This window comes from Neorhizobium sp. LjRoot104, from assembly GCF_964253725.1.
In the GTDB taxonomy this organism is placed as follows: Bacteria; Pseudomonadota; Alphaproteobacteria; order Rhizobiales; family Rhizobiaceae; genus Neorhizobium.
In genome coordinates, this window is sequence record NZ_CAXURS020000001.1 from 368,064 (window position 1) to 388,169 (window position 20,106).

The following is a 20,106-nucleotide window of genomic DNA, read 5'->3' on the forward strand; positions in this document are numbered from 1 at the left end:
GTGAGACCGCAAGGTCTTACATCATGTCCATTCCGCCCATTCCGCCCATGCCGCCCGGCATGCCGCCGCCGGCCGATTCCTTCTTCGGAAGTTCGGCGATCATGGCTTCGGTGGTGATCAGCAGCGAAGCAACCGAAGCTGCGTTCTGCAGGGCGGTACGAACGACCTTGAGCGGGTCGACGATGCCCATGGTGATCATGTCGCCATATTCAGACGTCTGGGCGTTGTAGCCGTAGTTGTCTTCGTTCTTTTCGAGGATCTTGCCGACCACGATCGAGGCTTCGTCGCCTGCGTTTTCAGCGATCTGGCGAACCAGCGACTGAAGAGCGCGGCGAACGATGTTGATGCCGGCTTCCTGGTCGTCGTTGGCGCCCTTGGCAGCGATCTTGGTGGACGAACGCAGCAGAGCCACGCCACCGCCCGGTACGATGCCTTCCTGAACGGCAGCGCGCGTCGCGTTGAGGGCGTCGTCGATGCGGTCCTTCTTTTCCTTGACTTCGACTTCCGTCGAGCCGCCGACGCGGATCACGGCAACGCCGCCAGCGAGCTTGGCAAGACGTTCCTGCAGCTTTTCGCGGTCGTAGTCGGAGGTGGTTTCTTCGATCTGAGCCTTGATCTGACCAACGCGGCCTTCGATGTCGGCCTTGGAGCCGGCGCCGTCGACGATCGTGGTGTTTTCCTTGGAGATCGAGACCTTCTTGGTGCGGCCGAGCATGTCGAGCGTGACATTTTCGAGCTTGATGCCGAGGTCTTCGGAGATGACAGTGCCGCCCGTCAGGATGGCGATGTCTTCGAGCATGGCCTTGCGGCGGTCGCCGAAGCCCGGAGCCTTGACGGCAGCGATCTTGAGGCCGCCACGCAGCTTGTTGACGACGAGCGTTGCAAGAGCTTCGCCTTCGACGTCTTCAGCGATGATCAGGAGCGGCTTGCCGGTCTGGACGACGGCTTCGAGAACAGGAAGCATCGCCTGCAGGTTCGAGAGCTTCTTCTCGTGGAGGAGAATGAAAGCGTCGTCGAGGTCGGCGACCATCTTTTCCGGGTTGGTGACGAAGTAGGGCGACAGGTAGCCGCGGTCGAACTGCATGCCTTCGACGACTTCGAGTTCGGTTTCGGCGGTCTTGGCTTCTTCAACCGTGATGACGCCTTCGTTGCCGACCTTCTGCATGGCTTCGGCAATGTCGAGACCGACCTGCTTGTCGCCGTTTGCGGAGATCGTGCCGACCTGGGCTACTTCTTCCGAAGTCGAGATCTTCTTGGCCTTGGCCTGGAGATCCTTGACGACGTCGGCAACGGCGAGATCGATGCCGCGCTTCAGGTCCATCGGGTTCATGCCGGCTGCAACTGCCTTGTTGCCTTCGCGAACGATCGCCTGGGCAAGAACGGTAGCAGTCGTGGTGCCGTCGCCGGCGATGTCGTTGGTCTTCGAAGCAACTTCGCGGACCATCTGGGCGCCCATGTTCTCGAACTTGTCGTCCAGTTCGATTTCCTTGGCGACCGATACGCCGTCCTTGGTGATGCGCGGAGCGCCGAAGGACTTGTCGATGATGACGTTGCGGCCCTTCGGACCGAGCGTTACCTTGACTGCGTCAGCGAGAATGTCGACGCCGCGCAGCATCTTTTCGCGCGCGGTGCGGCCGAACTTGATTTCTTTGGCTGCCATTTTGATAACTCCTGAAAAGGGGTGTCAGCGATTTCGAATGAAGAGCAACCGGCCGGAAATCAGCCGATGATGCCCATGATGTCGGATTCCTTCATGATCAGAAGGTCTTCGCCATCGAGCTTGACTTCGGTGCCCGACCACTTGCCGAACAGGACGCGGTCGCCGGCCTTGACGTCGAGAGCAGTGATGTTGCCCTTGTCGTCGCGGGTGCCGGTGCCGACGGCGACGATTTCGCCTTCCTGCGGCTTTTCCTTGGCGGTGTCAGGAATGATGATCCCGCCCTTGGTCTTGGCTTCGGATTCGACGCGACGAACAACGACGCGGTCGTGAAGGGGGCGGAAATTGGTGCTTGCCATTGTCTAATCCCTCGATCAAATGACATGGACGGGTGGTAACCCGTATCTCGGTGCTGTTAGCACTCCCCGTTGGAGAGTGCCAGCCAACGCGGAGATAAGGGTGGCCGGCGGATGAGTCAAGAACGGCCGCAAAATTTTCAAGCCGGCTCGGAACCTCATAGGAAATACGCTTAACGATACGAATGCTGGGCAACGCCTGCGTCTGGCGGACTGACGGTCGCCATAGGCACATCAGGGTCTTCGGGTCCGGCCACCTCTCCGGGCAGGTCGGCATGTTGCACCGGACTTTGTTAGAAGAAAGGCGCAGGCGTAGAAGAAAGGCGCTGGCGCGTTTAACGGCGGCAGAGGCCTGCCAATGCCTCGACGAGGCACCCTGCCGAAGTAAGTGTAGCGCCGTCGGCAGTCACGGCCGCGGTTGTCATCCTCGACCCCGCCACCCGGTTCGGCCTGCGGGCGTGGGACAAGCGACCCCTGCGGATGTCGCCGCTACGGTCGCGGCTTTTCTCCCGAATATCTCTTGTAATCCTTACCCGGGTTTGTCATGTGACCCGGAACTTGCGAGATGGGAAGGTTACATGGCAAAGCGCATCGGCAATCTGAGCGAAGTGATCGGTGACTACGACGTGGTCCTTTCGGATGTCTGGGGTGTCGTTCACAACGGCGTCGAGGCTTTTCAGCACTCCTGCAAGGCTCTCGCCGCGGCCCGCGAAGCCGGCGCAACCGTCGTGCTGATCACCAATTCGCCGCGCACGGCGCCCGGCGTCATCGAGCAGATGCGCATGCTCGGCGTGCCCGACGGCACCTATGACCGGATCGTCACATCCGGCGACGTCACCCAGCACCTGATCGTGGACGGCCCGAAAAAGGTCTTCCTGATCGGCCCCGAACGCGACCTCAACCTGTTCGACGGGCTCGGCGTCGAGGTGGTCTCCGCCGATGAGGCAGAATGCATCGTCTGCACCGGCTTTTTCGACGACGAGAAGGAAGTACCGGAAGATTATACTGACATGCTGATGGCGTTTGCCAAGCGCGATCTGCCCTTCATCTGCGCCAACCCGGATCTCGTCGTCGAGCGCGGCCACAAGATCATCCCCTGCGCCGGCGCGGTCGCGGCCTATTACGAAGAGTTCGGCGGCAAGACCCGCGTTGCCGGCAAGCCGCATCGGCCGATCTATGAGGCGGCGATCGAAGCCGCCCGCGAAGTGCGCGGCGATTTCCCGATGAACCGGGTTCTGGCGATCGGCGACGGCATGCCGACCGATGTGCGCGGCGCGCTCGCATACGGCCTCGACCTGCTTTATATCAGCGCGGGCATCCATGTCGCGGAATACACCGTCAACGGCCAGACCGACGAGGCGATCCTCAACGCCTGGCTGAAGCGGGAAAATGCCGCGCCGAAATACTGGATGCCGCGCCTCGCATAGCCCCCCTGGGCCTGAATTGGCCTGAATTGGCCTGAACCGGAACCCGCTGCATGACTGTCTTCCACCGCAACGAGAAGAAGGAACCGCTGCCCGAGGAACTGAAGGGCGGCGTCATCGCCATCGGCAATTTCGACGGCGTGCATCGCGGCCATCGCAGCGTGCTGGAACGGGCGCTGGCACTTGCCGAACAGCGCGGCGTGCCGGCCCTGGTGCTGACCTTCGAGCCGCATCCGCGCACTGTTTTCCGCCCGGAAGAACCGGTGTTCCGGCTGACGCCGGCACCGCTCAAGGCCCGGCTGCTCGAAGCCATGGGTTTCCGCTCGGTGATCGAATACCCCTTCACGCCGGACTTTGCGACCCGCTCGGCGGAAGAATTCATCCAGTCCATCCTCGTGGATTGGCTCTGCGCCAGCGCCGTCGTCACCGGCTTCGACTTTCATTTCGGCAAGGGCAGGGAAGGCGGTCCCGCTTTCCTGATGGCATCGGGCGCCAAGCACGGTTTCAACGTGCAGCTGGTCGATGCCTTCCGCGACGAAAATGCCGACGTGATCTCGTCCAGCCGCATCCGCGACCTGCTGGCGGAAGGCGATGTTTCCGCCGCGGCCGGCCTGCTCGGTTATCGCTACACGGTCGAGGCGGAGGTGATCGGCGGTGAAAAGTTGGGGCGCCAACTCGGTTTTCCGACCGCCAACATGCAGCTGCCGCCGGAGGCCGAATTGAAGGCTGGCATCTACGCCGTCCGCTTCCGCCGCCCCGACGGCACGCTTTTCGACGGCGTCGCCAGCTACGGCCGCCGCCCGACGGTGACCGAGAACGGCTTGGCCCTGCTGGAAACCTACCTCTTCGATTTCTCCGGCAGCCTTTACGGCGAAACCTGTTCCGTCTCCTTCTTCGGCCACCTGCGCGACGAACTGAAATTCGACGGGCTGGATCCGCTGGTCGCGCAGATCAAACGCGACGAGGAGGAGGCGCGGGGGCTGCTGTCCGGTGTCAGGCCGCTTGGAGAACTGGACGCCAAGATCGCGTTTTGAGGGGTTAGCGGCGGCTCAGCGGAAAGCGCTCGGGATCGTCCTGCCAGGGATCGAAGATCGCCGCGCCTGACGCGCGGGTATCCTTCACGTTGCGGGTGGCGAGATAAAGATTGTGCTCGATCGCAGTCGCGGCAAAGAGCGCATCGATCACCGGCGGCGCATGGCTGGTCACCTGCTTCACCCTTCCGGATATAGCGCCCCACCGCCTGACGATCGGATCGCTGACGGAAAGAATTCGTCCGCCGAACCTGTCTTCGAGTGCATCACGGGCTGCAGCATATCGGTATCGGTTTTCGTCTTCCGGCGGCAGGTTTTCGATACCTTTGTCATATTCGGCCAAGGTCAGGATGCTGATGAAGAAACGGTCTTCAGCTTGTCCGGCCGCCCAGCGTTTGACCGAAGGCGCGCCGTTCGGATTGATCAGGGCGGCGATGACATTGGTATCCAGCAGCCAGCCGATCACAGGTCGATGTCCCGGCCGCGATCCGCTTCCCGTTCCAGCTCCAACGTGTCCAGCCCTAGGCCTTCCATGAATTCCACGAAAGGTTTCTTAGGGTTGGCTCTGGTCAGCCTTTCCAGCTCTTCCGTGCTGATCACGACGACGCTGTCGCGCCCCCGCACCGTCACGTGCTGGGGGCCGTCGGTATGTGCGCGCCTCACGACCTCGCTGAAGCGAGCCTTGGCGTCTTCCAGCTTCCAGCTATTATCCTGGACGGTAGGCTTGCCCGGCATGAAAATCTCCGACTGGTCAGCTAGTCAGATATAGCCCTCGAGCGTTCGAAAGTCCAGAACAACATCTTGGTTTTGCCCCTTCCTTTCCGCCGCAAAAACCCTTAAAGAACCGCGTTATGAAGGAATTCCGGCTGGCTCCGATCATTCGAATTATCGGCCCGGCCTTCCGCGCGGCTTGAGAGCGAGCGGGAAGGTCCGGGTTTTCGGCGTTTTTCCAAGCGCCTTCCGCCAGCCAATTTTCATCGAGATGCGCCCCGTCGCGGCGCCAGGACGATTGCTCAATCCATGACCGATACCGCCGAAAAGCTCGACTATTCGAAGACCCTCTATCTGCCCGAAACCGATTTCCCGATGCGCGCCGGCCTGCCGCAGAAGGAGCCGGAACTGGTTGCCCGCTGGCAGCAGATGGACCTTTACAAACAGCTCCGCGCCTCCGCCGCCGGCCGTGAAAAATTCGTGCTGCATGACGGCCCGCCCTATGCCAACGGCAACATCCATATCGGCCACGCGCTGAACAAGATCCTGAAGGACGTCATCACCCGCTCGTTCCAGATGCGCGGTTATGACTCGAACTATGTTCCGGGCTGGGATTGCCACGGCCTGCCGATCGAATGGAAGATCGAGGAAAAATACCGCGAGAAGGGCAAGAACAAGGACGAGGTCCCGGTCAACGAGTTCCGCCAGGAATGCCGCGAGTTCGCCGCCGGCTGGATCAAGATCCAGGCCGAAGAATTCAAGCGCCTCGGCATCGTAGGCGATTTCGACAACCCGTACCTGACGATGAATTTTCACGCCGAAAGCCGCATCGCCGGCGAACTCCTGAAGATCGCATCGAGCGGACAGCTTTATCGCGGCTCCAAGCCGATCATGTGGTCGGTGGTCGAGCGCACCGCGCTGGCTGAGGCTGAGGTCGAGTACCACGACTATGAGAGCGACACGATCTGGGTGAAGTTCCCTGTCAAGGCGGCATCGGCGCCGACTTGGGTTTCATTTGACGCAAATGAGGGTGGGCAACCTCTTTCGCTAAGAGCCGATGAAAGCGCTGATGTAACAAAACGCTCCTTGGAATTGCAGGACGCTTTCGTCGTCATCTGGACGACGACGCCCTGGACGATCCCCGGCAACCGCGCGATCTCCTATTCCCCGAAGATCTCGTATGGTCTTTACGAAGTGACCGAGGCCGCTAACGACTTTGGCCCGCGTCCCGGTGAAAAGCTGATCTTCGCTGATAAGCTGGCTGAAGAAAGCTTTGCCAAGGCCAAGCTCCAGTACAAGCGTCTGCGCGACCTGTCGGTTGACGAAATGGCCGCCATCACCTGCGCCCATCCCCTCGCGGGCCTCGGCGGCGGCTATGACTTCGCCGTCCCGCTCCTCGCCGGCGACCACGTCACCGATGATGCCGGCACCGGCTTCGTTCACACCGCGCCCAGCCACGGCCGCGAGGACTTCGAGGCCTGGACGCATCATGCCCGTGATCTGGAAGCCCGCGGCATCGACACCAAGATCCCGTTCCCGGTCGACGATGCCGGCGCCTACACGGCCGACGCGCCCGGTTTCGAGGGCGCCCGCGTCATGGACGACAACGGCAAGAAGGGCGATGCCAACGACCGCGTCATCAAGGCGCTGATCGAACGCAACGCGCTGTTTGCGCGTGGCCGCCTCAAGCATCAGTATCCGCATTCCTGGCGTTCGAAGAAGCCGATCATCTTCCGCAACACGCCGCAGTGGTTCGTCTATATGGACAAGACGCTCGCCGACGGCACGACGTTGCGCTCGCGGGCGCTGAATGCCATCGACGACACACGTTTCGTGCCATCGGCCGGCCAGAACCGCCTGCGCGCCATGATCGAGCAGCGCCCGGACTGGGTGCTTTCGCGCCAGCGTGCCTGGGGCGTGCCGATCTGCGTCTTCGTCGACGATGAGGGCGAGATCCTCCAGGACGAAGCGGTCAACAAGCGCATCCTCGAAGCCTTCGATCTGGAAGGCGCCGACGCCTGGTTTGCCGAAGGTGCGCGCGATCGCTTCCTCGGCTCCCGCGCCAATGAGGGCTGGACCCAGGTGATGGACATCCTCGATGTCTGGTTCGACAGTGGCTCGACGCACACCTTCACGCTGGAAGACCGCCCGGACCTGAAATGGCCGGCGGATGTCTATCTGGAAGGCTCGGACCAGCATCGCGGCTGGTTCCATTCCTCGCTTCTGGAATCCGCCGCCACCCGCGGCCGGGCGCCCTACGACACGGTCGTCACCCATGGCTTCACCATGGATGAGAAGGGCCAGAAGATGTCGAAGTCGCTCGGCAATGTGGTGGCGCCGCAGGACGTCATGAAGGATGCCGGCGCAGACATCCTGCGCCTCTGGGTCATGACCACCGACTATTGGGAAGACCAGCGCCTCGGCAAGACAATCATCCAGACCAATGTCGATGCGTACCGCAAGCTGCGCAACACGATCCGCTGGATGCTCGGCACGCTCGCCCATGACGAGGGCGAGGAGATTGCCTATGCCGATCTGCCGGAACTCGAAAAGCTGATGCTGCATCGCTTGTCCGAGCTCGATAAGCTCGTGCGCGAGGGTTATGATGCCTTCGAGTTCAAGAAGATCGCCCGGGCGCTGATCGATTTCTCCAATATCGAGCTGTCGGCCTTCTATTTCGACATCCGCAAGGACGCGCTTTATTGCGACGCGCCGTCGTCGCTGCGCCGTCGCGCGGCTCTTGCCGTCATCCGCAGGATCTTCGAATGCACGGTGACCTGGCTTGCGCCGATGCTGCCCTTCACCACCGAAGAATCGTGGCTGTCGCGCAACCCCAACGCGGTTTCGGTACATCTCGAACAGTTCCCGACGGTTCCCGCCGAGTGGAAAAACGAGGCCGTGGCCGAGAAGTGGGCGCAGATCCGCAAGGTGCGCTCGGTTGTCACAGGCGCACTTGAGATCGAGCGCAAGGACAAGCGGATCGGCTCTTCGCTGGAAGCGGCACCTGTCGTTTATGTCAACGACCCGGAGCTGATGAAGGCGCTGGAAGGCCAGGATTTCGAAGAGACCTGCATCACCTCGGGTATCGCCATCGTTTCGGGCGAAGGGCCGGAGACTGCCTTCCGCTTGGCCGAAGTGCAGGGCGTTGCCGTCGATCCGAAGCTCGCGGAAGGCACCAAATGCGCCCGCTCGTGGCGGGTGACGACCGATGTCGGCTCCGATCCGGCCTATCCGGATGTATCGGCGCGCGACGCTGCCGCATTGCGCGAGCTGGCCGCTCTCGGCCGGCTTTGACCGTTGAAAACCACCGGATGATTGCGCTTTGGGCAATCATCCGGTAAAACCGCCTGAAATTGGCCGGATTTTCCGGCCATCAGGCGTTTGAGTGTGTCTGAGGCGTCAGGACGGGCGCCGCTGGAAGGGTTTTGATGAAAGCGACATATGCGTTTCGTGTCGGCATGGGTGTGGCCGGCATCCTCGCCTCGACATTGACCCTTTCGGGCTGCATCGGTGGTCCGACCTACGGCACTGACAAGACGGCCATGGAGCAGCTGACCGACGACCTCGGCCAGTCCGTCTCGCTGGGCGGCAAGAGCGCCGAAGCGAAGGCGGGCCTGAAATACAACCCGCGTCCTTCGCTGGTTGTCGCCAAGGGCCAGGACCAGACGCTGCCGGCGCCCCAGCAATCGCTGGCGAACCGAGAGAGCAACCCCAACTGGGTTGAATCTCCGGAAGAAACCCGCAAGCGCCTGCGTGACGAAGCGGCGGCCCACGAGAACGACCCCAACTATCGCTCACCGCTGCTGGCTGGCAGCGGCCAGGCCGGTCAGATGACCGAGACCGAGAAATGGGAAGCCTTCCGCAAGGCCAAGGCAGATGCTGAAACAGTCAGCGTCACCGGACGTCGCCGCTCGCTTGCCGAGCCGCCGGCGGAGTTCCGTTCGGCGGATGCGGCTGCCCTGTCGGATGTCGGCGAACCCGAAAGCCAGAAGGAAAAGCGCCGGAAGGCGCAAGCCGCGGAAGCCAAGAAGGGCAGCGACTGGTGGAAGCTTTTCTAAGCCCGCTCAGCTCTCTCTTTTCGATCTGAAAAAGCCTGTGAGCAGGCTCGCGGCCTCGCTTTCGCCGAGGCCGGAATAGACTTCCGGCGCGTGATGGCAGGTCGGCTGGGCAAAGAAGCGCACGCCGTTATCGACCGCGCCGCCTTTCGGGTCCTCCGCGCCGTAATAGAGCCGCCGGATGCGCGCAAACGAGATCGCCGCCGCGCACATGGTGCAGGGTTCGAGCGTCACGTAAAGGTCGGCACCCGACAGCCGCTCCTGTGCGATGGCGGCCGAGGCATCCCGGATGACGGCGATTTCGGCATGGGCGGTAACGTCGTTTTCGGCGCGGGTCCGGTTTCCGGAGCGGGCGACGATAACTCCGTCGATGACCAGGACGGCGCCGATCGGAACCTCGCCGCGGGCGGCCGCGTCTTTGGCTTCCGCAAGCGCTGCGTCCATGAACCCATCGGTATTAGGCATTTCGGCGATTTCCTCTTAACCCGGATCGCGCGAACTGGTAGGAAGCATCCAACTGGACGCCCGGCTGCGGGCACGAATCCATCTCAGTCAACACGAACAAGAATGTCCGGATCGCTCCGTAGACATCACGCTTCAGGCAAACAACAAATGAATTCCAAAGACAAGCCGAAGCGCGGCGAAGGCAAGACTTTCGTTCGCGAAACCAAACCGAGAGCCGCTCCGAAGGCCGGCGCCGGCGGCAAGGCGGGTTTTTCCGCCAAGGAAGGCCTTGCACCCCGGAAAAATTCCGCGGCCAAGAGCGGTGCTGAAAAGGCGGCGAAGCCCGTCCGCAAGCTGCCGCCGGCACCGGAAACCATGGAGGCCGAGGGCAAGCCCGAGCGTATCTCCAAGATCCTCGCCCGCGTCGGCGTCGCCTCGCGCCGCGATATCGAGCGGATGATCATGGAAGGCCGGGTCAGCCTGAACGGCAAGGTTCTCGATACGCCCGTCGTCAACGTGACGCTCGCTGACAAGATCGAAGTGGACGGCATGCCGATCCGCGGTATCGAGCGCACCCGCCTGTGGCTCTATCACAAGCCTGCCGGCCTGGTGACCACCAATTCCGATCCGGAAGGCCGCGCGACCGTCTTCGACAACCTGCCCGAAGGCCTGCCGCGCGTTCTGTCCGTCGGCCGCCTCGATATCAATACCGAAGGCCTGCTGCTGCTCACCAACGACGGCGGCCTGTCGCGCGTCCTCGAACTGCCGACCACTGGCTGGCTGCGTCGCTACCGCGTCCGCGCCCATGGGGAGGTCAAGCAGGAGGATCTCGACAAGCTGAAGGACGGTATCGCCGTCGAAGGCGTGCTCTATGGTTCGATCGACGCGACGCTCGACCGCACCCAGGGCCACAATTCCTGGATCACCATGGGCCTTCGCGAAGGCAAGAACCGCGAAATCAAGAACGTGCTCGGCGCGCTCGGCCTCGAGGTCAACCGCCTGATCCGTATTTCCTACGGCCCCTTCCAGCTCGGAGACCTCCCGGAAGGCGAGGTGGTGGAGGTGCGCGGCCGCATGCTGCGCGACCAGCTTGGACCGCGCCTGATCGAGGAATCGAAAGCGAATTTCGATGCGCCGATCTATACCGAGGCGGCTTCCGAAGAGGATGAGAAGCCCGCCCGCGCCGAGCGTGCGGAATGGGCGGCAAGGCCCGAGAGGACAGAACGCCCGCGCGCCGGCAAGCCGGAGGACCGTCGTGAAAAGGCGCTCGGCCGTCTCGATACCAAGCGCGACGACCGCAAGTTCGCCGACAAGCCGCGCGGCGCAAAACCGTTCGGCAACCGGGACCAGGAAGAAGACGACCGGCCGAAGAAGCGCCCGCCGATGGGCACCAGCCGCACCGCCAATGTCTGGATGGCGCCGGGCGCCCGTCCGACCACCGAAAACAAGACACGCAAGTCTTCCGCCCGCGCCGAGGCCGAACAGCTTTTCAAGAAGCCGGCACCGCAGAACGACCGGCCGGTCGTCGTCAACCGCGCCGAAGAGGACAGCGACTGGATCCGCGCCGACGGGCCCGACAAGCAGGAAAAAGGCGATTTCGGCCGCAAGAAATCCTTTGGCGATCGCCCGGATCGTGGTGAGCGTTCTTTCGGCGACAAACCCAGAGGCGAACGTTCGTTCAGTGATAAACCTCGCGGCGACCGTAAGCCGCGCGAGGACGGCGATCGGCCCCGCACCAAATCCTTCTCGGGCGACGCTCGTTCGGAACGACCGCGTGGCGAGCGTTCCTTCGGAGATCGTCCGCCCCGCGGCGATCGTCCTTTCGGTGACAAGCCCAGAGGTGATCGCCCATTCGGCGACCGCAAGCCGCGTGAGAATGGTGAACGTCCCGCACGCTCCTTCTCCGGTGAAGGCCGCCCGGAGCGTCCGCGCGGAGAGCGCGCCTTTGGAGATCGTCCGCCGCGTGGCGACCGTCCGTTTGGCGATAAGCCGAGAGGCGAGCGTCCTTTCGGTGACAAGCCCAGAGGCGACCGTTCGTTCAGTGACCGCAAGCCGCGCGAAGATGGCGAGCGGCCCGCCCGGTCGTTCTCCGCCGGCGAGGACCGTTCGGAACGTCCGCGCAGCGACCGGCCGTTCTCGGATCGGCCGCCGCGTGGTGATCGTCCTGCAGGCGACCGGCCCTTTGGCGACAAGCCCCGTGGTGGAAAACCCGGCGGCAAGCCTTTCGGTGGAAAGCCGGGCGGTGGCAAGAGCTTTAGCGGAAAGCCTTCCGGCGGCCGCGGAAAACCGGCCGGTGGCGGTGGCAAGCCTGGTGGCCGGCCCGCTTCGGGCGGACGCCCGGCCGGCGGCAAGCCGCGCACGCCGAGAGGGTGACGCGCAGTGCGGATTGTCGGTGGTGAATTTCGCGGCCGGTCTCTGGCCACGCCCAAAACGAACGACATCCGGCCGACCATCGACCGGACGCGCGAAAGCCTGTTCAACATTATCGGCCACGTCTATCCGCAGGCGCTGGACGGCGGCCGGGTGATCGACCTTTTCGCCGGCACCGGCGCGGTCGGGCTTGAGGCATTGTCGCGCGGCTGCAAGAGCGCGCTCTTCGTCGAGAACGGCGTCGAGGGCAGGGGACTGCTGTGGGAGAATATCGACAGCCTCGGCCTGCACGGCCGGGCGCGGATTCTCCGCCGCGACGCGACCAAGCTCGGCACGGCCAACAACATCGAGCCTTTTCATTTCCTGTTCGCCGATCCGCCCTATGGCCAGGGGCTCGGCGAGGGAGCCATGCTTTCGGCCCATGCGGGCGGCTGGCTGGCACCCGGAGCCCTTGCCATTCTGGAGGAGCGGGCCGACATAAATCCAGCCGTCGACGCTGTCTTCAAACTTTTGGAGAGCCGGACGTTCGGCGATACCCGCATGGATTTTTTCCGCTACCAGCCGGCCTGAGGTCAGAGGAATGAATACGAGGCTTGCAATTCCCGATCTCGAAGCCGTCAGCGCCAAGGGCGGCCTGACATTTGCTGTGGCTCTCGGCGGCGGTGGCGCGCGCGGCCTCTCGCATATCCAGGTCATCGAGGCGCTCGACGATCTCGGCATTCGGCCGGTGGCGATTTCCGGCTCGTCGATCGGCGCGATCATCGGCGCCGGCATGGCGTCGGGCATGACGGGCCGCGAGATCCGCCAATACGCGCTGGAAACGGTCGGCCACCGCGGCACCCTCTTGAACAAGCTCTGGGGTCTCGGCCCGGCCACCATGCGCGACAAGCTCGGGGGCTTCCGCTTTGGCCAGTTCAATCTCGAGCTCATCCTCGATGCCTTCCTGCCGCCGCAGGTGCCGGAGGATTTCGACGATCTCGAAATCCCCATGAAGATCTCCGCCACCGATTATTACGGCCAGGCGGAAGTGATCCTCGAACAGGGCGAGCTGCGCACCGCGATAGCCGCCTCAGCCGCCATTCCCGGCCTGTTCATGCCCGTCCGGGTCAATGGCCGGGTGATGATCGACGGCGGCGTCTTCAATCCGGTCCCTTACGAGCAGCTGATGGACGTTGCCGACGTGGTGATCGGCGTCGACGTGGTCGGCGCGCCCGAAGGTGACGGCACCCATGCGCCCAATCGCATCGACAGCCTTTTCGGCGCAAGCCAGCTCACCATGCAGGCGAGCATCGCGCTGAAGCTGAAGCTCAATCCGCCGCAGATCTTTCTCCGGCCGTCGGTCAACCGTTTCCGGGTGCTGGACTTCCTGAAGGCCCGCGAAATCCTCGACGAATCCGAACATGTCAAGGACGAGCTGAAGCGCGCCATCGACGCGCTGCATGCTGCGGCAGAAGCGAATTCCTAACCATTCTCGGCCGTCGCCGGCTCGGAGCTCAGCTCGTCATCGACGACCATCGGCCGCTTCGGCTTGATCAGCGGCTCCGGTCGGACCGGGCTGTTGAACAGCATCTCGCGCCCGGCGCCGAGCCCCTGGACGGCCTGGATCTGCAGCCTTTCCTCGTCGCGCCGGCGGATGTCGTCGCCGATCTCCTCGGCCTCGTTTTCGCTCATCCCCAGCGCTTCCAGTGACTTCCTGCCGAACAGCAGGCCGGATTCCAGGGTTTCGCGCAGCTCGTATTCGACGTTCCGATCCCGCAGCGACAGCGAATGAATGCGGTCGTAGGAGCGTACATAGAGGCGCACGTCCGGGAATTGCGAGCGGATGAGATCGACGATCTGGTCGGTGGTTTCGCGCTTCTGGGTGGTAACGGCGACGATCTTCGCCTTTTCGATGCCCGACGCGATCAGCACGTCCCGCCGCGTCCCATCGCCGAAATAGATGCGGAACCCGAAGGAGGCCGCCTGACGGATGCGATCGGCAGAATCGTCGATGACGGTCACTTCGCGGCCGCCGGCAAGCAGGATCTGCGCGGCGATCTGGCCAAAACGCGAGAACCCGATCATCAGCACGTCGGCGCCGGCACCGTCGAAATCTTCCTCCAGTTCCTCGCGCCTCTCACCGCTGAGGAGCCGCTTGGAAAGGGCCGCGCCCAAGGGGGTGAGCGCCATCGAAAGCGTCACGCCGGCGATCAGCAGCGAGGCGGTGGCCGACGAGAACAGTCCGCTGGCGGTCGCCGTGGTGAACAGCACGAAGCCGAATTCGCCGCCCTGCGGTAGCAGGAACGCGATGCGCACCGCGTCGTTGTGCGGCGAGCCCCAGAGCCGGGAGAGCCCGTAGACGATCAGCGCCTTGAGCGCCATGAAGATCGGCACGGCGGGCAGGATGAAGAGGAGGTTGTCGAGGATGACATGGACTTCCAGCGACAGGCCGACCGCCATGAAGAACAGCGCCAGAAGCAGGCCGCGGAACGGTTCGATATCCGCCTCCAGCTCGTGCCGGTAGGAGGATTCGGCCAGCATCACGCCGGACAGGAAGGCGCCCATCGCCATCGACAGTCCCACCGCCTGCATCGCCGCCGCCGATCCCAGCACCACCAGCAGGGCTGCGGCGATCATCACTTCCCGCGCACCGGTGCGGGCGATGATCTGGAACATCGGCGTCAGAAGATAGCGGCCGGCAATCACCATCGCGCCGACCGCTCCGACCGCGATTGCAAAATCGAGAAGCGGCGAGGCTTCCGTCTCCGTCGTCCCAGGTGCCAGGATGGTGATCAGCGCCAGCAGCGGCACGATGGCGAGATCCTGGAACAGCAGCACTGAGAACGAGCGTTGGCCGTAATGGCTGTTCATGTCGCCGTCGTCATTGAGGATCTGCAGCGCAAACGCCGTCGAGGACAATGCAAGACCGAAACCGACGATCAGGCTGCCGCGCCAGTCTGCCATGTTGGTCAGATTTGCCAGTCCGCTCAACGCCAGTCCCGAAATCACCACCTGCGCCGGGCCGAGGCCGAACACGTCGCCGCGCATCTGCCAGAGACGGGAAGGCTTCAGTTCGAGCCCGATGATGAACAGCAGGAAAACGATGCCGAACTCCGCGAAATGCAGCACTTCCTCTGTCTCGACGATCTGCTGCATGATCGGCCCGATGACCACGCCTGCGGCGAGATAACCGAGGACCGTGCCGAGCCCCAGCTTCCTGAACACCGGGGCGGCGATCACCGCGCCGGCAAGCAGGAGGAGCATTTGCGAAAATAGCGAGCCGGAAGCGGTCATGCGGGATACTTTCAGTCTAAGGTGGGACATCAAGAATCGGCGAGCCGCCCTTGATGCTTCTGACAGTGCACAATAAATGGGACGAGAATGAAAGGCTTGCAATCATGACCTCTGAAATCGATTCCGCCGAACTGCTTTCCCGTGCCAGCCAATTGATTGATCTCGCCAAGGCCGCGGGAGCGGATCAGGCGGATGCGGTCGTGGTTCGTTCCCGTTCCCGCTCCGTCAGCGTCCGTCTCGGCAAGGTCGAGGGCACGGAAGCTTCCGAGAGCGACGATTTCTCGCTTCGCGTCTTTGTCGGCAAGCAGGTCGCCAGCGTCTCGGCCAATCCGGGCTTCGACATGAAGGTGCTTGCCGAGCGCGCCGTCGCCATGGCCAGGGTCTCTCCCGAAGATCCGTTCGCCTGCCTTGCGGACGAGGCTGATCTGGCGAAATCCTATCCCGACCTCGAACTTTATGACCCGACCGATGTACCGACCGACGCGCTGCGCGAAGCGTCGCTCGAAATGGAACAGGCGGCGCTCGATGTCCAGGGCGTCACCAACTCCTCCGGCGCCGGCGCATCGTCGGGCATGGGTGGCCTCGTGCTCGTCACCTCCCACGGTTTTTCCGGCAGCTACATGGCCAGCCGTTTCGGCCGCTCGGTCAGCGTCATCGCCGGCGAGGGCACGAAGATGGAGCGCGACTACGATTTCGACAGCCGCCTCTATGCCGCCGATCTCGACGATCCGAAGCTGATCGGCCGCCGCGCCGGCGAGCGCGCCGTCAAGCGCATCAACCCGCGCCAGGTCGATACCGGCAGCAACGTCACCGTCGTCTTCGATCCGCGCATCGCCCGCGGTTTCGTCGGTCACATTGCCGGTGCCATCAATGGAGCGTCCGTCGCCCGCAAGACCAGCTTCCTGCGCGACAAGATGGGCCAGCAGGTGCTGAAGTCCGGCCTCAACATCACCGACGATCCGCTGATCGTGCGCGGCTCCTCCTCGCGTCCGTTCGACGGCGAGGGCGTGTCCGGCGAACGCATGGTGATGATCGAGGACGGCGTCCTCAATCATTGGTTCCTGTCGACCTCGACGGCGCGCGAACTCGGGCTCGTCACCAACGGCCGCGGCGTGCGCGGCGGCACGGCGGTATCGCCCGCCTCCACCAACCTGGCGCTGGAGCCCGGCGACATTTCGCCCGAGGACCTGATCAGGTCGATCGGCAACGGTTTCTACATCACCGAACTGATCGGTCAGGGCGTCAACATGATCACCGGCGAATATTCGCGCGGCGCGACCGGCTTCTGGATCGAGAACGGCGAACTCGCCTATCCCGTTTCGGAGGTGACGATCGCCTCCAATCTCAAGGACATGTTCATGCGCCTGACGCCGGCCAACGAGATCGACCGCAAGTTCGGCGTCGCCTCTCCGACCATCGCCATCGAGGGCATGACGCTGGCGGGACGCTGATCCCGATGACGGTTGCGGAAGACTGGGGACAGGACCTCGAACTCATTCTCGACGCGGCGCGCCAGGCCGGCGAGATCGCCCACGGCTTTTTCGGTCGCTCGCCGGAGGTCTGGTGGAAGAACGAGGGCAGGTCGCCGGTCAGCGCCGCGGATTTCGCCGCCAACGACCGGCTGCAGACGCTGCTCCTGACGGCCCGGCCGGATTACGGCTGGCTCTCCGAGGAAACCGACGACGATGTCGCCCGGCTGGGCCGCGAAACGCTCTTCGTCGTCGATCCGATCGATGGCACCCGGGCCTTCATCAACGGCGAGAAGACCTGGTGCGTGTCGGTCGCCGTCGTGCATCGCGGCCAGCCGGTTGCCGGTGTCCTGGTCGCACCGGCGCTCGACGAGGAGTTTTTCGCGGTGAGGGATGGGCAGGCCCTGAAGAACGGCCGGCCGATTTCGGTCACCGCCGGCCGCAGCAACGGCGAACTGGTCATCGCGGCCGACGAGAACCTCGTCAAGAAGTTCGAGCCGGGTTTCCGCGACGAAGTCCGCCGGGTGCGGCATGTGCCGTCGCTTGCCTACCGGCTTGCCATGATCGCCGACGGCAGCATTGACGGAACGGTCGTCAAGCGCGCCTCCCACGATTGGGATCTGGCCGCTGCCGACCTCATCCTCGAGCGGGCAGGCGGTCGCCTCACCGATCTTGCCGGCAACCGGCTAGTCTACAACCGCGAGAGCGTCAGCCACGAAATGCTGGCCGCGGGCGCCGAACATGCGCTCCGCAGCCTTTTGCCCCAGCTCGCGAGGCTCACTCCGGGTTGACCTTTCATTGGGAATACAGCAGGAAGAGCCGGGGGAGCTGGAACGGACGGATATCGGACATGACGGAAACGGGCGAAAAGAAACAACTTCTGCACCTGGTCTTCGGTGGCGAACTGCAGAGCCTGGAAGGCCTTCAGTTCAAGGACCTTTCGGCGCTTGATATCGTCGGCATCTATCCGGACTATGCGACCGCGCTGACCGCCTGGCGGGGCAAGGCGCAGCAGACGGTCGACAACGCTCATATGCGGTATTTCATCGTCCATATGCACCGTCTGCTGGATCCTGATACTAAGTCGGCTTGAGATAAGCCTCGCGTTTTATAATGTACTCGCAAGCTGGTCCCTCGCCTGGTATCGATCCCGGGGACCCTTTTTTGACGCATTTGTAAAACACAAAAAACTGGGTTACGGATGAGCAATCGGAGGGTCTATCGTATTGATGGCGGCCATCACGCATCGGGGGCAGACGCGGTGAGCAAGATTTCTGCGCGCCTGGCTCTTGCTGGTTACCGGGTGGCCGGTGTTTCCCTTTATCCGCTGGTCGGGCCTTACCTTGCCTATCGCGCCATGAAGGGCAAGGAAGACCGGACCCGCAAGCTGGAACGGCTCGGTTATGCAAGCCTTGCCCGGCCCCGTGGCCCGCTGATCTGGGTGCATGCGGCAAGCGTCGGCGAAACCATCGCCATCATGCCGATGATCCGCGAGTTGCGGCGCCGCGAGATCCACATCCTTCTGACGACGGGCACTGTCACCTCCGCCAATCTCGTCCGCTCGCGGCTGGCTGACGAGGTGATCCACCAATACGTGCCGCTCGACCTGAAATTCCCGATCAAGCGCTTCATCGCCTACTGGAAGCCGGATGCCTGTATCACCGCGGAATCCGAGATCTGGCCGACCACGATCGCCGAACTCGCCCGCCGCCGCATTCCGCAGATCCGCGTCAATGCCCGCATTTCCGACCGTTCCTTCGATCGCTGGCGCAACCGCAGTTCGATCGCCGAAGCCATCTTCGGCAAGATGGCTCTGGTGGTCGCGCAGTCGGATCTGGATGCCGAGCGCTTTCGCGATCTCGGCGCCTGGCCTGTCATCGCATCCGGAAACCTGAAGAGCGATACCGATCCGCCGCCCTGCGACGAGGCGGTGCTTGCAGGTTATCGCAGGCAAATCGGCAGCCGCCAGACCTGGGCGGCAATCTCGACCTTCGATGGCGAGGAAAAGGCGGCGGCGACCGTGCACAAGGCACTGAAACCGAAGAACGGCCAGCTGACCATTCTCGTGCCGCGCCATCCGGATCGCGCCGACGCGGTCGAGGAGATGCTGAAGGAAGCAGGTCTCACCGTGGCCCGCCGCTCGCGCAATGATGTGGTGACACCGGAGACCGACGTCTTCCTCGGTGACTCCATCGGCGAAATGGGACTTTACCTGCGTTTGACCGAGATCGCATTCGTCGGCAGGTCGCTGACGAACGAGGGCGGGCAGAACCCGCTCGAACCGGCCATGCTCGGCTGCGCGGTGCTTTCCGGCCCGCATGTCCAGAATTTCCGCGACGCCTACCAGCATCTGGTGCGCAAGGGCGGTGCCCGCATCGTCAAGGATGTCGAGATGCTGGCGAAGGCCGTCCACTACCTGATGATCAACGATCTCGCCCGGGTGAAGATGATCGATTCCGGCCATGACGCGATGGACGAGATGCGTGGTGCGCTGTCGAAGACGATCAAGGCGCTGGAGCCCTATGTCAATCCATTGACGGTGAGCGCAAGGCTGCAGCCGAAAGCCGCCGCCGTACGATGATCCCCGAAAAGCTCGCAAACATCGCCGGCATCCTGTTCGACAAGGACGGCACGCTGTTGCTCTATGACGAAAGCTGGGGACCGGTAAACCGCGAGGCGGCCCGTATCGCAGCGGCCGGGGATGCCGACCTCGAGCCGCAGCTCCTGTTTTCCGCCGGCATGGATACCGTCTCCGGCCACACGCGCGCCGACAGCCTGCTGGCCGCCGGCAATGCCGCGGAGATCGCCGCCGGTTTCGTCTCCGCCGGATCGCCGATTGGCGTGGCCGAGCTCACCCGTCTGCTCGATGAACTTTTCATTCGATCGGCGGAGTTTTCCGTGCCGGTCACCGACCTTGCCGCGCTGTTCGGCGCGCTCAAGGCGAGAGGCTTCAAGCTCGGCATCGCCTCGAGCGACAACGAACAGGCAATCCGCCAGACCGCCATCCGCTTCGGCATCATCGATCACGTGGATTTCATCGCCGGCTACGACAGCGGTCATGGGGCCAAACCGCAGCCTGGCATGGTGCTCGGCTTCTGCCGCGCCACCGGGCTTGATCCGGCCGAGGTCGCCATGGTCGGCGACAACAATCACGACATGCATATGGGCGCCAGCGCCGGCGTCGGCCTGAAGGTCGCGGTCCTGACCGGCACCGGTTCGCGCGAAACGCTGTCTGCCTCGGCGGATATCTGCCTCGACGACATTACGGCACTGATCGACCTTCTGCCGGAAAAGCGCAGAGCCTAAGCCGCTCAAA

At 63.3% G+C, this 20,106-nt stretch carries 18 protein-coding genes; 12 read left to right on the forward strand and 6 right to left on the reverse strand.

What is annotated here, in order from left to right:
* Nucleotides 1-16 precede the first annotated feature (16 nt).
* Entirely contained in the window at nucleotides 17-1,660 is a 1,644-nt protein-coding gene (groL, locus tag ACSQ8R_RS01775; protein ID WP_436251802.1) for a chaperonin GroEL, read from the reverse strand.
* Nucleotides 1,661-1,719: 59 nt separating this feature from the next.
* The gene (gene groES / locus ACSQ8R_RS01780) at nucleotides 1,720-2,016 is read right to left on the reverse strand and encodes a co-chaperone GroES (RefSeq protein ID WP_007752582.1); all 297 of its coding nucleotides are present in this window, start codon (nucleotides 2,014-2,016) and stop codon (nucleotides 1,720-1,722) included.
* A gap of 575 nt (nucleotides 2,017-2,591) precedes the next feature.
* On the opposite strand from groES, the gene ACSQ8R_RS01785 reads away from it, so the two are divergent.
* Nucleotides 2,592-3,440: a TIGR01459 family HAD-type hydrolase gene (locus ACSQ8R_RS01785; RefSeq protein WP_436251803.1), complete on the forward strand. Its 849-nt coding sequence runs from the start codon at nucleotides 2,592-2,594 to the stop codon at nucleotides 3,438-3,440.
* Nucleotides 3,441-3,490: 50 nt separating this feature from the next.
* Complete coding sequence (locus ACSQ8R_RS01790) at nucleotides 3,491-4,471, forward strand: bifunctional riboflavin kinase/FAD synthetase (protein ID WP_436251804.1); 981 nt, start codon at nucleotides 3,491-3,493, stop codon at nucleotides 4,469-4,471.
* Between the two features lie 4 nt (nucleotides 4,472-4,475).
* Here ACSQ8R_RS01790 and ACSQ8R_RS01795 read toward each other — a convergent pair whose 3' ends face one another.
* Nucleotides 4,476-4,934 carry a type II toxin-antitoxin system VapC family toxin gene (locus ACSQ8R_RS01795; RefSeq protein WP_436251805.1) on the reverse strand — a complete coding sequence of 153 codons (459 nt, stop codon included), beginning with the start codon at nucleotides 4,932-4,934 and terminating at the stop codon, nucleotides 4,476-4,478.
* Nucleotides 4,931-5,203 (reverse strand): type II toxin-antitoxin system Phd/YefM family antitoxin, encoded by a 273-nt coding sequence (locus ACSQ8R_RS01800; RefSeq protein WP_436251806.1) that lies wholly within the window; start codon nucleotides 5,201-5,203, stop codon nucleotides 4,931-4,933. Before ACSQ8R_RS01800 ends, ACSQ8R_RS01795 begins: the two co-directional genes overlap by 4 nt.
* Nucleotides 5,204-5,488: 285 nt before the next feature.
* Between ACSQ8R_RS01800 and ileS the strand changes: the two genes are divergently transcribed.
* Nucleotides 5,489-8,473 (forward strand): isoleucine--tRNA ligase, encoded by a 2,985-nt coding sequence (gene ileS, locus ACSQ8R_RS01805; protein ID WP_436251807.1) that lies wholly within the window; start codon nucleotides 5,489-5,491, stop codon nucleotides 8,471-8,473.
* A 134-nt stretch (nucleotides 8,474-8,607) separates the two neighbouring features.
* A complete protein-coding gene (locus ACSQ8R_RS01810) occupies nucleotides 8,608-9,237 on the forward strand; it encodes a hypothetical protein (protein WP_436251808.1) in 630 nt (209 codons plus the stop codon).
* A 6-nt stretch (nucleotides 9,238-9,243) separates the two neighbouring features.
* Here ACSQ8R_RS01810 and ACSQ8R_RS01815 read toward each other — a convergent pair whose 3' ends face one another.
* Entirely contained in the window at nucleotides 9,244-9,699 is a 456-nt protein-coding gene (locus tag ACSQ8R_RS01815; RefSeq protein WP_436251809.1) for a nucleoside deaminase, read from the reverse strand.
* Between the two features lie 147 nt (nucleotides 9,700-9,846).
* Here ACSQ8R_RS01815 and ACSQ8R_RS01820 point away from each other — a divergent pair, with 147 nt between their 5' ends.
* From ACSQ8R_RS01820 to ACSQ8R_RS01830, 3 genes are read left to right on the forward strand one after another with little or no spacing between them, the layout of a single operon-like run.
* On the forward strand, nucleotides 9,847-12,051 hold the full coding sequence (locus ACSQ8R_RS01820) for a pseudouridine synthase (protein ID WP_436251810.1): 2,205 nt from the start codon (nucleotides 9,847-9,849) through the stop codon (nucleotides 12,049-12,051).
* 6 nt (nucleotides 12,052-12,057) lie between these two features.
* Nucleotides 12,058-12,618 carry a 16S rRNA (guanine(966)-N(2))-methyltransferase RsmD gene (gene rsmD, locus ACSQ8R_RS01825; RefSeq protein ID WP_113129828.1) on the forward strand — a complete coding sequence of 187 codons (561 nt, stop codon included), beginning with the start codon at nucleotides 12,058-12,060 and terminating at the stop codon, nucleotides 12,616-12,618.
* 10 nt (nucleotides 12,619-12,628) lie between these two features.
* Nucleotides 12,629-13,513 (forward strand): patatin-like phospholipase family protein, encoded by an 885-nt coding sequence (locus ACSQ8R_RS01830; RefSeq protein ID WP_436251811.1) that lies wholly within the window; start codon nucleotides 12,629-12,631, stop codon nucleotides 13,511-13,513.
* Here ACSQ8R_RS01830 and ACSQ8R_RS01835 read toward each other — a convergent pair.
* Complete coding sequence (locus ACSQ8R_RS01835; protein WP_436251812.1) at nucleotides 13,510-15,321, reverse strand: monovalent cation:proton antiporter-2 (CPA2) family protein; 1,812 nt, start codon at nucleotides 15,319-15,321, stop codon at nucleotides 13,510-13,512. The two genes, ACSQ8R_RS01830 and ACSQ8R_RS01835, sit on opposite strands and share 4 nt — an antisense overlap.
* Nucleotides 15,322-15,425: 104 nt before the next feature.
* On the opposite strand from ACSQ8R_RS01835, the gene ACSQ8R_RS01840 reads away from it, so the two are divergent.
* The 5 genes from ACSQ8R_RS01840 (at nucleotide 15,426) to ACSQ8R_RS01860 (ending at nucleotide 20,096) form a co-directional block, all read left to right on the forward strand.
* Nucleotides 15,426-16,772, forward strand: a complete 1,347-nt coding sequence (locus tag ACSQ8R_RS01840) for a TldD/PmbA family protein (protein WP_436251813.1) — start codon at nucleotides 15,426-15,428, stop codon at nucleotides 16,770-16,772.
* 5 nt (nucleotides 16,773-16,777) lie between these two features.
* Nucleotides 16,778-17,581, forward strand: a complete 804-nt coding sequence (locus tag ACSQ8R_RS01845; RefSeq protein ID WP_436251814.1) for a 3'(2'),5'-bisphosphate nucleotidase CysQ — start codon at nucleotides 16,778-16,780, stop codon at nucleotides 17,579-17,581.
* A 59-nt stretch (nucleotides 17,582-17,640) separates the two neighbouring features.
* The gene (locus ACSQ8R_RS01850; RefSeq protein ID WP_436251815.1) at nucleotides 17,641-17,883 is read left to right on the forward strand and encodes a DUF4170 domain-containing protein; all 243 of its coding nucleotides are present in this window, start codon (nucleotides 17,641-17,643) and stop codon (nucleotides 17,881-17,883) included.
* 168 nt (nucleotides 17,884-18,051) lie between these two features.
* Entirely contained in the window at nucleotides 18,052-19,371 is a 1,320-nt protein-coding gene (gene waaA, locus ACSQ8R_RS01855; protein ID WP_436251816.1) for a lipid IV(A) 3-deoxy-D-manno-octulosonic acid transferase, read from the forward strand.
* On the forward strand, nucleotides 19,368-20,096 hold the full coding sequence (locus ACSQ8R_RS01860) for an HAD family hydrolase (protein ID WP_436251817.1): 729 nt from the start codon (nucleotides 19,368-19,370) through the stop codon (nucleotides 20,094-20,096). Before waaA ends, ACSQ8R_RS01860 begins: the two co-directional genes overlap by 4 nt.
* Nucleotides 20,097-20,106: the final 10 nt, after the last annotated feature.